Source organism: Prochlorococcus sp. MIT 1304, from assembly GCF_047305015.1.
Taxonomy (GTDB): domain Bacteria; phylum Cyanobacteriota; class Cyanobacteriia; order PCC-6307; family Cyanobiaceae; genus Prochlorococcus_A; species Prochlorococcus_A marinus_E.
This window is the reverse complement of the sequence record NZ_CP138974.1, coordinates 412,579-425,198: the sequence shown is the minus strand read 5'-3', so window position 1 is coordinate 425,198 and position 12,620 is coordinate 412,579. Positions and strand designations below refer to the sequence as shown.

At 31.8% G+C, this 12,620-nt stretch carries 9 protein-coding genes; 5 read left to right on the top strand and 4 right to left on the bottom strand.

Translation table 11 applies throughout. The features are described from left to right. Window positions 1-60: 60 nt before the first annotated feature. Complete coding sequence (locus SIB45_RS02410; RefSeq protein WP_011863749.1) at window positions 61-2,046, top strand: ribonuclease J; 1,986 nt, start codon at window positions 61-63, stop codon at window positions 2,044-2,046. Here SIB45_RS02410 and tilS read toward each other — a convergent pair. Next, entirely contained in the window at window positions 2,043-3,053 is a 1,011-nt protein-coding gene (tilS, locus tag SIB45_RS02405) for a tRNA lysidine(34) synthetase TilS (protein ID WP_011863748.1), read from the bottom strand. The genes SIB45_RS02410 and tilS overlap by 4 nt on opposite strands. Window positions 3,054-3,138: 85 nt before the next feature. On the opposite strand from tilS, the gene SIB45_RS02400 reads away from it, so the two are divergent. Together SIB45_RS02400 and uvrB are read left to right on the top strand one after the other, a co-directional pair. After that, window positions 3,139-3,915, top strand: coding sequence for a DUF561 domain-containing protein (locus SIB45_RS02400; protein WP_011863747.1), 777 nt, complete (start codon window positions 3,139-3,141; stop codon window positions 3,913-3,915). Window positions 3,916-3,944: 29 nt separating this feature from the next. Then, the gene (gene uvrB / locus SIB45_RS02395; protein WP_011863746.1) at window positions 3,945-5,984 is read left to right on the top strand and encodes an excinuclease ABC subunit UvrB; all 2,040 of its coding nucleotides are present in this window, start codon (window positions 3,945-3,947) and stop codon (window positions 5,982-5,984) included. 8 nt (window positions 5,985-5,992) lie between these two features. On the opposite strand, the gene SIB45_RS02390 is transcribed toward uvrB, so the two are convergent. Then, window positions 5,993-7,753 (bottom strand): aspartate kinase, encoded by a 1,761-nt coding sequence (locus SIB45_RS02390; RefSeq protein WP_011863745.1) that lies wholly within the window; start codon window positions 7,751-7,753, stop codon window positions 5,993-5,995. A gap of 39 nt (window positions 7,754-7,792) precedes the next feature. Next, window positions 7,793-8,794 carry a DNA polymerase III subunit delta gene (gene holA, locus SIB45_RS02385; protein ID WP_011863744.1) on the bottom strand — a complete coding sequence of 334 codons (1,002 nt, stop codon included), beginning with the start codon at window positions 8,792-8,794 and terminating at the stop codon, window positions 7,793-7,795. Window positions 8,795-8,852: 58 nt separating this feature from the next. On the opposite strand from holA, the gene SIB45_RS02380 reads away from it, so the two are divergent. After that, window positions 8,853-9,476, top strand: coding sequence for a precorrin-8X methylmutase (locus SIB45_RS02380; protein ID WP_011863743.1), 624 nt, complete (start codon window positions 8,853-8,855; stop codon window positions 9,474-9,476). A 31-nt stretch (window positions 9,477-9,507) separates the two neighbouring features. Here SIB45_RS02380 and mutS read toward each other — a convergent pair whose 3' ends face one another. After that, window positions 9,508-12,249 (bottom strand): DNA mismatch repair protein MutS, encoded by a 2,742-nt coding sequence (gene mutS, locus SIB45_RS02375; protein ID WP_413682140.1) that lies wholly within the window; start codon window positions 12,247-12,249, stop codon window positions 9,508-9,510. A gap of 140 nt (window positions 12,250-12,389) precedes the next feature. Here mutS and psbZ point away from each other — a divergent pair, with 140 nt between their 5' ends. Then, on the top strand, window positions 12,390-12,587 hold the full coding sequence (gene psbZ, locus SIB45_RS02370) for a photosystem II reaction center protein PsbZ (RefSeq protein WP_002807211.1): 198 nt from the start codon (window positions 12,390-12,392) through the stop codon (window positions 12,585-12,587). Window positions 12,588-12,620: the final 33 nt, after the last annotated feature.

The following is a 12,620-nucleotide window of genomic DNA, read 5'->3' as shown; positions in this document are numbered from 1 at the left end:
TAATTAAATTTAAATAAACCTTATTTGATTACAAGCAGGCCTTCATAAATTTTCAAAATTATGCAATCAAGTACAAATTCAACTGTAAATAGATCTACTCATGATTCATCTAGATCTAAAAGTAATACGCCAGCTCTACGAGTAATACCTCTTGGAGGACTACATGAAATAGGAAAAAACACTTGCGTTTTTGAATATGGTGAAGAATTAATGCTTGTTGATGCTGGCCTAGCTTTCCCATCTGATGGTATGCATGGCGTAAATGTTGTTATGCCTGACACAACTTTTTTAAAAGAAAATCAAAGAAGAATAAAAGGAATGATTGTCACTCACGGGCATGAAGATCACATTGGAGGCATTTCTCATCATCTAAAGCATTTTAATATTCCGATTATTTATGGCCCAAGACTGGCAATGTCAATGCTTAGAGGAAAAATGGAGGAAGCAGGGGTATCTGATAGAACAACTATACAGACAGTAAATCCAAGAGATGTTGTAAAAGTAGGACAACATTTTTCCGTTGAATTTATTCGAAATACTCATTCTATTTGCGATAGCTTTTCTTTAGCAGTTACAACACCTGTTGGTACAATTATTTTCACGGGAGATTTTAAGTTTGATCATATGCCAGTAGATGGAGAGCAATTTGATATTGAAAGAATGGTGCATTACGGAGAGAAGGGTGTTTTATGCATGTTCAGTGATTCGACTAATGCCGAAGTTCCAGGTTTTTGTCCTTCTGAGAAGACTATCTATCCCTCTTTAGAAAAACATATTGCTGAGGCAAAAGAACGAGTTATCCTTACCACTTTTGCTAGTTCTGTTCATAGAGTGACAATGATCTTAGAATTGGCTATGAAACATGGAAGAAAGGTTGGTTTGTTAGGTAGATCGATGATAAATGTCATTGCTAAGGCAAGAGATATTGGTTATATGAAATGCCCAGATGATTTGTTTGTTCCTATCAAGCAAATTAGAGATTTGCCAGATAGGGAGACCTTATTATTAATGACGGGAAGCCAAGGAGAACCCTTAGCAGCGTTAAGCAGAATCTCTCGTGGTGAACATCAGCATGTTCGTCTTAAGACTACTGATACAGTAATATTCTCAGCCAGCCCAATTCCTGGTAATACTATTTCTGTTGTTAATACAATAGATAGATTAATGAAACTTGGAGCAAAGGTTGTTTATGGAAAGGGTGAGAATATTCATGTTTCTGGTCATGGTTTTCAAGAAGATCAAAAGTTAATGTTGGCTCTCGCAAAACCTAAGTTTTTTGTTCCTGTTCATGGAGAACATAGAATGCTTGTTTGTCATGGCAAGAGTGCACAAACTATGGGGGTTCCTAAGGACAATATCTTAATTATTGAAAATGGAGATGTAGTTGAGTTAACACCTAATTCTATTCAAAAAGGTGATCCTGTAAAAGCTGGTGTTGAACTGCTTGATAACTCACGAAATGGGATAGTAGATGCTCGAGTGTTGAAGGAAAGGCAGCAATTAGCTGGGGATGGTGTAGTAACTGTTTTAGCTCCTATTAGTACAGATGGGAAGATGGTTGCGCCTCCCAGAGTTAATTTAAGAGGAGTTGTTACTACGGCAGAGCCAAGAAAAATGTCTATGTGGACAGAACGAGAAATAAGCTGGGTCTTAGAAAATAGATGGAAACAATTATCCAGACAAACTGGTCCGAATAATTTTGAGGTAGATTGGATTGGTGTACAAAGAGAAATTGAAAATGGTTTATCGAGAAGAATGAGAAGAGAATTACAAGTTGAACCGCTTATTTTGTGTTTAGTTCAACCTGCTCCAAGTGGAACTCGTGCTTATATTCCAAAGATTACCGAAGAGCAAAATTTCTCTAATAGAAATAGAAATAATAATAACTTCCATAAGAAATCAAACAATAATCATCCTAATAGTTCAAATAACCCACACAATGCCCAAAAAAGTCCAAAAGGTTCACAGAATCCATCAGCTGAGACTGTTACAGAAGATTCATTTGAGGGTAGAACTAGAAGAAGAAGATCTGCTGTAACATCTTAACTTTTTTCAAAATTTATATAGTTTTTATCCCAAACAATTTTTAAAAACTCTTGAAGATTAATTTGCCCTTTATTTTTTTCATAAATTGAAGTTGCCAATTTTGTGAGATTTTTAGAACTAAACTGCTTTGCAGATATTTCTTTTAAAAATCTATTTAAGATTGTGCACCTCGCTTGAATACACATACCATTTAGGAGATTCCTATCGATACCTTTTACATCTCTACAATACAGGTATGCTAGTTCACTAAGATCATTACGTTCATTATTGTAATTGCTCATTTTTTGGGAAAAATTATTTATCCTTTCAGAACAACCAGGATAGATGACTTCTAAGGTAGGAATAATTTTTTTTCTTACTAAATTTCTTTTTAATTTAAGATCTGAATTTGTAGGATCTTCCCAGACTGGGATCTTCATATCATTGCAAAATTGTTTTGTATCTTCCCGACTGAAAATTAATATTGGTCTTATTAAAAAAATTTGATTTTCAATTAATCTTTTACTTTCAATATTACTCAGGCCAGCAAAATTGCTTCCTCTAGATAAATTTAGGATAAATGTTTCTGCATTATCACTACTCGTGTGACCAGTTAACAAATAAATATTATGTTTTTGCTGGTTTGTATTTAATAAAGTTTTGGCTCTTTCACATAATTTTTTATATCTCCATTCTCGTGCTTTTTCTTCTGAAGAAATACTTTCTTTATTTGCTTGATCATAAGAGAATGAAATATTTTTATCTTCGCAATAATCTTTTAATTCAAGAGCATATAGTGATGATTTTTCGTGCCACTGATGATCACCATGCCAAACACTAATAGACCAGTTATGTAGTTTTTTTAGGTCATTAATTAAGGTTAATAAGGTCATTGAGTCTTGACCCCCGGAAACACTTATTAAAATATTGGATCCTTTGGGAATTAATATTTTTTTGGTAAGAATCTCCTTATGAAGCTGATGATGCCATGGTGACCAATTTTTCTGACTTAATTTTTTATCAGTCATTTTGTGTTGCTCAGATAATATTTTTTAAAAAATGCACTGTTTTACTAAAACAATGTCACAATCGGGTAATAAATTCATTAAGTAAATGAGTCTGATTAATCTTTTGCCACAAAAAATTAAAGAAGAGTTAAGAAGCAAATCCTTACTCAAAGTTATTTCAGGATTGAATAATTTCGATGTTCAATCTGTGAAAATAATTGTTGAGGCTGCTTCATTAGGAGGTGCAGATCTTGTCGATATTGCTTGTAAACCTGAACTAGTTGATTTAGCACTTAAGAATTCAACACTTCCCGTTTGTGTTAGTTCAGTAGTGCCTCAATCTTTTCAAGATTCTGTAAAAGCAGGAGCATCATTAATTGAAATAGGAAATTACGATACTTTTTATGAAAAAGGTATTAATTTTTCAGATAAAAAAGTTTTAAACATAACAAAAGAGACGAGGGATTTATTGCCTAATATTCCTTTATCAGTAACTGTTCCTCATACTATGCCTATTGATAAACAAGTTGATCTTGCTATAAGGCTAGTAGAAGAAGGTGTTGACATTATTCAAACAGAAGGTGGCACCAGTTCTACTCCTTACTCTTCAGGAATTCAGGGCTTTTTTGAAAAATCAGTACCAACTCTTGCAGCTACCTATGCAATTCATCAAGAATTTAAGAAACAATCTCTGAATATACCAATCATGAGTGCCTCTGGATTAAGCCAAGTAACTTGTCCACTAGCAATATCCTCTGGAGCTTCAGCAGTTGGCGTTGGATCTGTAGTTAATAAATTAGATGATTTAATATCGATGATTGCGGTTGTTAGAGGTTTAAAAGAATCTTTGAAAAATTCAATAATTCGAGAAAAAATTTCTTAGTATAGCATTACCTTTTTGCTATTAGGTTGATGAACAACTATAAGCTTCAAGCTCCTTACGAACCAAATGGAGATCAACCAGAAGCTATTAAAAAATTAGTTAAAGGGGTAAATACTGGTAAAGAGTTTCAGACTCTTTTAGGAGCTACTGGAACTGGTAAAACATTTACTATTGCTAATGTAATTCAGCAAACAGGAAGACCAGCACTTGTATTAGCCCATAACAAAACGTTAGCTGCACAACTATGTAATGAATTAAGGGAATTTTTCCCAAAAAATGCTGTTGAGTACTTCATTTCTTATTACGATTATTATCAACCTGAAGCTTATGTACCTGTAAGTGATACTTACATAGCCAAAACGGCTTCAATTAATGAAGAAATAGATATGCTTAGGCATTCTGCAACACGCTCATTATTTGAAAGAAAAGATGTAATTGTTGTAGCCTCAATAAGTTGTATTTATGGTCTTGGTATACCGAGTGAGTATTTAAAAGCTGCAGTTAAATTTGAAGTGGGAAAATCAATAAATCTACGTTCTTATTTAAGGTCTCTCGTTGAAAATCAATATACTAGAAATGATATTGAAATTACTAGAGGTAGATTCAGAATTAAAGGTGATGTTTTAGAAATCGGTCCAGCTTATGAGGATAGATTAATTAGAATCGAATTATTTGGTGACGAAGTCGAAGCTATTAGATATGTTGACCCTACTACAGGAGAAATACTTGAAAGTTTGGAACAAGTTAGCGTTTACCCAGCGAAGCATTTTGTGACCCCAAAAGAAAGACTTGAGAGTGCAATAAGTGCAATTAGAAGTGAATTAAAAACTCAACTAGATAAATTTACATACGAAGGAAAATTATTAGAGGCTCAACGTCTAGAACAACGCACAAAATATGATTTAGAAATGCTCAAAGAGGTTGGTTATTGTAATGGCGTTGAGAATTATGCTCGTCATTTATCAGGCAGGGAGGAAGGTTCACCACCAGAATGCTTAATAGATTACTTTCCCAAAGATTGGTTGTTGGTAGTTGATGAGAGTCATGTGACATGTCCTCAACTTCATGCAATGTACAACGGTGATCAATCTAGAAAAAAAGTTCTAATAGATCATGGGTTTAGATTGCCCAGTGCTGCAGATAATAGACCTTTAAAATGTGAAGAGTTTTGGGAAAAATCAAAACAGACATTATTTATAAGTGCAACTCCGGGTCAATGGGAATTAGATCAATGTGATGGTGAATTTATTGAGCAAGTTATAAGACCAACTGGGGTATTAGATCCTGTAATTGATGTAAGACCTAGTGAGGGCCAAATAGAAGATCTGTTATCTGAAATAAGAATTAGAGCTGAAAAGAATCAACGAGTGCTAGTGACAACACTTACCAAGAGAATGGCTGAAGATCTAACTGATTTTTTATCTGAAAATAAAGTAAGAGTTAGATATTTGCATTCCGAAATCCATTCAATTGAAAGAATTGAAATTATTCAAGACCTCAGAATGGGCGAATATGATGTTTTGGTAGGAGTTAATTTATTAAGAGAGGGACTAGATCTTCCTGAAGTATCTCTAGTTGCCATTTTAGACGCTGATAAAGAAGGTTTTCTCAGAGCTGAAAGGTCATTGATTCAAACAATTGGAAGAGCTGCAAGACATGTTGAAGGTGTTGCCTTGCTTTATGCAGATAACTTCACAGATTCAATGAAAAGAGCAATTTCTGAAACTGAAAGAAGAAGAACTATTCAAAAAAAATATAACCAAGTCAATGGTATTACTCCAAAACCTGCAGGCAAAAAAATTGAAAATTCAATATTATCTTTTCTAGAACTTTCCAGAAAATTAGATGCTGGTGGTTTATCTAAAGATTTAATAAATATAGTTAATAATAAAACTGACGCAATTCTCGGTTCCAGTGATAATCAATGTTTGCTCGAAGAATTGCCTGACTTAATAGAAAAGTTAGAAATTAAAATGAAAGATGCTGCAAAAGAGTTAAATTTTGAAGAAGCAGCAAATTTGAGGGATAGAATCAAAAAATTAAGACAAAAATTGGCAAGAAATAATTAAAAAGAAACTTATTTGTCTAATTCGAAATGATTATGAATCGCATTAACTGCTTTGTCGCAATCTTTTTCTAAGACAATACATGAAGTCCTGATTTCACTAGTGGCAATCATTTCAATATTGATTTTTTGGTCAGCTAATGCTCTAAATATTTTTCCAGCCGTTCCAACCTTAAATGCCATTCCCGCTCCTACAGTACTTACTTTGGCTATAGCAGGGCCATCTTCAATGTATGATCCGGGTAATTTTTTTGTTAAGGCCTCAAAAACTAAGTTAGCTTTTTCTCTATCTTGTTTATTCATTGTAAGACTAATATCCTTAGTTTTTAAAGAGGAAATTCTTTCAGACTGAACGATAGTGTCGATAAGTAAATTATTTTCAGCTAATGCTAAACATATCGATGCTGCTACACCTGGACGATCAGGCAGTTTTCGAAAACTTACTTGAACTTGGTTTTTATCTAATGCAATTCCTCTTACTTCAGGTTGATCTTGTTTTTTATTGATTGGATTAACAAATATTTGTGTATCTGATAACTTAAATTTCTCAGCAACAAATCTAATAGCTTTTGGTATATTATTGATTTCAATTACACAGCTGACTTTAATTTCACTAGTAGCTATTAACCTGACATTGATATTCGCTTGAGATAAAGTATCAAATAAATCAGCTGAAACACTAGGTCTGCCCATAATGCCTGCTCCTTGAATACTTAATTTAGTCATGTTTGTTTTTAAGTTATATTCTCCTCCTAATTGACTAGTTATAAGTTCACATTGTTCTGCAGTCTTTTTAACTTCTAATTCACTAACAGTAAATGTAATATCGTTTTTATTCCCATCATTTGTCGCTTGTATTATTAAATCTACACTAATACTTGCTTCTGAAAGTTTTTCAAATATTTGTGCAGCAATCCCAGGCCTATCAGGAATATTTGAGAGACTGAATACTGCCTGGTTTTCTAATACCTCAAGACTATTGACTGTTTTTGTTAATTCTAAGCTTCCTCTTTTTAGCGGGAGAGCTTTGATTTGACTTTCTAGGAGAGTCCCACTTGAGTCACTTTGGCTTGATTTGACACACAATTTAATTCCATAATTGCGAGCAATTTCTACTGCTCTTGGATGCAGAACTGACGCACCGACACTTGCAAGTTCAAGCATTTCCTCGCAGCTAATTTCATCTAAGAGTTTTGCATTAGGCACAATTCTTGGATCAGTAGTAAGAACCCCTGGAACGTCTGTATAAATTTCGCACGTCTCAGCTCCTAAAGCTGTTGATAAAGCTACTGCCGAAGTATCTGAACCACCTCTACCCAAAGTTGTAATTTCCATTGAACCCGTATGGCTTAAGGTTGTTCCTTGAAATCCAGCTACTACAACTACAAAACCTTGATTTATATAATTTTGGATCCTTTCTGTTTTAATATCCAGAATTCTCGCTTTCCCGTGAATTGATTCAGTAATAATTCCAACCTGGCTACCGGTCATTGAAATTGCAGGTATTCCGTATTCGTTTAATGCCATTGAGAGAAGAGCTATGGTTACTTGCTCTCCAGTTGAGAGAAGCATATCCAATTCTCTTCGATTAGGATTTTTACTAATTGATTCCGCTAAACAATTTAAATCATCTGTAGTTTGCCCCATTGCAGAGACAACTACGACAATTTCATTTCCTGCTTCTTTACTTTGACAGATGCTACTTGCAATATTTTTAATTTTTCTAATATCACCTACAGAAGTACCGCCAAATTTTTTTACTAGTAAAGCCATATTTAAATCATAATGTAAATTCTTAAACTTATAATTTGGTTAACTTAAATTAATTAATTTCTCCGTAAAAACATTTATAGGATTATTACCTTGTTTTAGTAATGTTTCAATATCTAGTAAGTTACTCATTAAATTAATTAAATATTCTTGAGATACATTTTTGACTTTTCTTCGAATAAAAAAAATTCGTTTTGGATTAGAAATGCCTGCAAGATTACAAATTTTTTCTTCATTATCGTTACCTGAATTAATTGCCAATTTTATAATGGTATGAATTCTTATTTGACTAATTAAACCTGCATTTAGTCTTAAAGCAGGTTCTCCTTTCTGTAAAGAATAATTTATTTCTATGAGGCTTTCATTAATATTTTTTTGTAAGAGAAGATCAATGATTTTGAATATATTGGATTGATGATCACTAAATATTTTTTTTACATCAATACTTTTAAGAAAAAGTTGTGAATTCGAATCACTTGATACTGCTGAAAGGTATGTTTTTGCTTTAGCTAATTCATTTATTAGTTTATAGCTATCATTGCCAACTGAATCAATTATTAATTCAGCTGCATTTTTATCAATTTTGATATTCATTTCATTTGCTGCATCTTCTAAAAATCTTTTTTGTCCTTCATAGTCCCAGATTTCTGGTAAAGAAAATGACTTTTCTTTGGCTAAATTATTTTTGATAAGTTTTTGTAAAAATTTAGTACTCTTTAGTCTTGAGTCTGGTTTTTTTGTATTTTGTAAAATGAAATAAGTATTTTGAGGTATATTGTCATGAATTTTTTCAAATTTAGTTCTTAGATCCTCATTTTTGGAAGTAAAAATTGGATTATTTTTCAATGTAACTATTCTGTATCCCTCTCCAAAAGGAGGTGTAAGAACTTCATCAAGAGCTTTATTTACTTGCTCATCATCATCTCCATTTAAATTTGTTACGTTTATTTCTTTCCATTCTTTGGATACTTCCTTATCAATTAATTTTTGGATAAATGTATTTTGAGCATTTAAATCATTACCCCATAATATTTGTATTGGCATAATAGCTCAATAAAAATCATATATTAACTATGATTACTTCTAACACAAATTAAATTTAATGGTAGTAGATCATCCAATTTTTTTGGAAAGCATCAGATTCATAAGATCTCATTTATTAGCCAATGATCTAAATTATTTGGAAAAAAAAGTGTTAGAGAGATTAGTCCATACTTCAGGAGATTTTTCAGTTCAAAATCTAGTAAATTTTAGTGATGGTGCTTGCGAAAAAGGGCTTCAGGCACTTAAAAATGGTGCTCCGATTTTAACTGATACTGATATGGCAGCAGCAGCAATAAAAAATATGGCAGAAAATACTACTAGGAATAAAGTATTCACCGCTAGAATGTGGTTTGAAAAAAATAATCATACAAACTTAACTAAAACTGCATATGGCTTAAGTGAAGGCTGGAAGGAGTTATCCGCTATGAATTCTGGAGGTAAATCACCTATTGTAGTTATTGGCAGTTCGCCTACAGCGTTAACTTATTTAATTGATATTTTAGAAAATGCAAAAGATTTACCTAGTTTAATTATCGGAATGCCTGTTGGATTTATTGGAGTAGAGAAAAGCAAAAACAAACTTATTTCTACCGATCTTCCTAGAATTGTTTTGAATTCAACTAGAGGAGGTGCTGCAATGGCAGCTGCTACGGTTAACGCCTTATTAAGGGAGACTCTTTAAAAAGTATTAATTTTATATAAACGTCAAAAATCTACTTAATATTATGATTTAACTTGTTATTTTCTTCTAAAGAATTTAAAACTGATTTTGCTTTTTCTATAACTTCTTTTGGAACTCCTGCTAATTTAGCTGCTTCTATGCCATAGCTTTTGTTTGAGCCCCCTCTAACAATTCTGTGGCTAAAAATTAGCTGATCGTCATTTTGTTCTACTAAAACTTGAAAATTTTGTATATTCTTATTTGAATTTTTTAAATAATTAAGCTCATGATAGTGCGTAGCAAAAATAGTATTACATTGAATTTTTTTTGCAAGATATTCACTTACTGACCAAGCTATTGAAAGTCCATCAAAAGTAGATGTCCCTCTGCCTATCTCATCAAGTAAAACTAGTGAGTTAGAAGTTGCTTGATTTAGAATTGATGCAGTTTCAGACATTTCTACCATAAATGTTGATTGCCCAGATGATTGATCATCAACTGCCCCAATTCTTGTGAAAATCCTATCTGCAATCTTGATTTCAGCATTATTAGCAGGAACAAAGCTACCAATTTGTGCGAGAATTTGTATTAAACCAAGTTGTCTTATAAAGCAACTTTTTCCGCTTGCATTGGGACCGGTTAATATAATTAATTTTTGATTATCCTCAAAAGAAATATCGTTTGCTACAAACTTTTTATCACTTAACAATTGCTCTACAATTGGATTTCTTCCTGCGATAATTTTTGTACTATTTTTTGTCATTGAATCATTTATTGGTATTAATAAAGGTTTTATAAAATTGTTTTCTATTGAAGTAATTGATAAACCAAGCAATGCATCAAGAGATGCTATGGATTTTGCGATTGATCTTATTTGTTTTGTTTTTTCAGCAACTATATTTCTTAATTCGCAGAAAATTTCATATTCTTTTGATGAAGCTCTACTTTTTATTTGGAAAATCTTATTTTCTTTATTTTTAATTTCTGAAGTGATATACCTTTCTTCATTAGTAAGTGTTTGCCTTTTGATCCAATGTTGTGGAGCTAAATTAACTTTTGACTTATTTATAGAAATGTAATAACCAAAATTTTTATGAAATTGAATTTTTAGGTTTGAAATTTTGCTAATTTTCCTTTCCTTTAATTCCTCTTTATTTAGCCACTCTGAGTAATCATCCATTAAATTGCGTAAACCATCTAATATATTGTCAACTCCATCGTGGATCATGCCTCCTTCACTAATACTTAGAGGAGGATTTTCTACGAGTTTAAAACTTATAGTATCAGCTAATTCTAAGAGTCCTTCATCAATATTTATAAGTTGATCAGTCCAATTTGGGAGATCATATTTAAATAATTCAATTATGGATTTTAGTCTAGGCAATTTTTTTAAACCTTCAGCTATTGCAATTAAGTCTCTTGGACTTGCATGACCTGCACAAGCTCTACCTGCAAGTCTTTCTAAATCCCCCATTGCTCTAAGTAAATTTTGGGTATCTGTACGTAATTTCTTAGATTCAAAAAAGTTTGTAAATATATTTTGTCTTTTATAAATTTCATTAACGTTTAATAGTGGTGAATCTATCCACCTTCTTAAACACCTTGCGCCCATGCAAGTATAAGTTCTATCAATACTCCATAGTAGCGAACCTACATAATTGTTTTCTCGTTGTGTATTTTTGATTTCTAAGTTTTTTTGAGTTTGATAATCAATAATTAATTTGTTGTGACCATATTGGATTTGTGGAAAGTCTAATGAGATTTTTACAGAAGAATCTTTATCTAAATTTGAAGGATTAATTTTTTCTAAATAATTTAATAAACCTCCAAGTGATCTAGTTGCATTTTTTAAATTTTTAAGTCCTATTCCCTCTAAGTTTGCAATTTGGAAATAATTTTTTATTAGATAATTTGCTTCATTAATTCCAAAATTAGTCTCTTGAGAAACAGTATATGTAATTTGACTATTTCCTTTAATTAATAAATTTCTTACTGCATTGCTTCCTACAATGATTTCTGAAGAATCTAATTTAATAATTTCATCAAATAGTTTTGATAGAGATTGGCCTTCTAAAGTTATTAATTCTCCTGTGCTTACATCAGCTTTTGATATACCCCATTCATAAGATTCATTTGAGTTTTCTTCTGATAAGTAAATAGCAGTAATCCAATTATTTTTCTTTGCTATCAACATCCCCTCTTCAATTACAGTTCCAGGAGTAATTATTCGTGTTATTCCTCTTTTAATTGGAGTCCCATAATTTCCAGAACTTTTTTCTAATTGATCACATATAACCACAGAATAATTTTTTTTAATTAAATCAGCACAGTATCTGTCCATTGCATGATGGGGAACCCCTGCCATAGGGATCTTACCAATCTCTTTGCCAGCATCTTTACTGGTAAGCGTTATTTCTAAAAGATTAGATATTAATACAGCATCCTCAAAAAAACATTCAAAAAAATCTCCTAATCTATAAAGTAATAACCTATCTTTATTTTCTTCTTTTAGAGTTACATAATGCTTCATTACAGGTGTTAATTTCAGTTTTGAAACTGTTTTATAGCTATAAGATTCTTCATTGATGCAAACATTTTTCTTATTTGAAATTAAATCAGTCTTGAATTTATTTATTAAATTAGTTGAATTTTTTCTTTGTCTGGGTCTTTTTTGCGATTCTTTTTTTAAATCTTCTAAAGATAAATCTTCTGGAATTTTTGTTTTTTCCTTTTGCTTATTATTATCATTACCAATCGCAAATAAATTCTTTTGAATTATCAAATCTTCTTGCATACTTTTTTAATTCCTAAATAGATATTAGGTAGAAATTTTTTTTTTGCATTTAAAGTGGCTAAAGTATGTAAATTTTCTCTAAAAATTATCATTTTCATGAGATTATAGTATTTATAATAATTGAAAACTAAGACTGAATTATGCAGGCTGTTAACTTTTTCTTCGTAAATGCTCTACTATTTGCATCTTTAATTGCGGTAGTTGGAGTACCCGTTTTATATGTGACTCAACCTTCTACTGAGGAAGGACAGCGAGAAAGTAGGAGAAAAATTTATTCTATTGCTGCTGTTTGGGTTGTTTTGGTTTTTGTTACAGGGATTGTTTCTTCATTAGTTTGAACTTGATACCTTTTCGTGAGAGTCTATTAATAT

Coding starts and splice junctions, on each gene's coding strand:
- psbZ (WP_002807211.1), top strand. CDS start 12,390: ATGCAGGCTGTTAACTTTTTCTTCGTAAATGCTCTACTATTTGCATCT.
- uvrB (WP_011863746.1), top strand. CDS start 3,945: ATGAACAACTATAAGCTTCAAGCTCCTTACGAACCAAATGGAGATCAA.
- holA (WP_011863744.1), bottom strand. CDS start 8,794: ATGCCAATACAAATATTATGGGGTAATGATTTAAATGCTCAAAATACA.
- SIB45_RS02390 (WP_011863745.1), bottom strand. CDS start 7,753: ATGGCTTTACTAGTAAAAAAATTTGGCGGTACTTCTGTAGGTGATATT.
- SIB45_RS02410 (WP_011863749.1), top strand. CDS start 61: ATGCAATCAAGTACAAATTCAACTGTAAATAGATCTACTCATGATTCA.
- tilS (WP_011863748.1), bottom strand. CDS start 3,053: ATGACTGATAAAAAATTAAGTCAGAAAAATTGGTCACCATGGCATCAT.
- SIB45_RS02380 (WP_011863743.1), top strand. CDS start 8,853: ATGGTAGTAGATCATCCAATTTTTTTGGAAAGCATCAGATTCATAAGA.
- SIB45_RS02400 (WP_011863747.1), top strand. CDS start 3,139: ATGAGTCTGATTAATCTTTTGCCACAAAAAATTAAAGAAGAGTTAAGA.
- mutS (WP_413682140.1), bottom strand. CDS start 12,249: ATGCAAGAAGATTTGATAATTCAAAAGAATTTATTTGCGATTGGTAAT.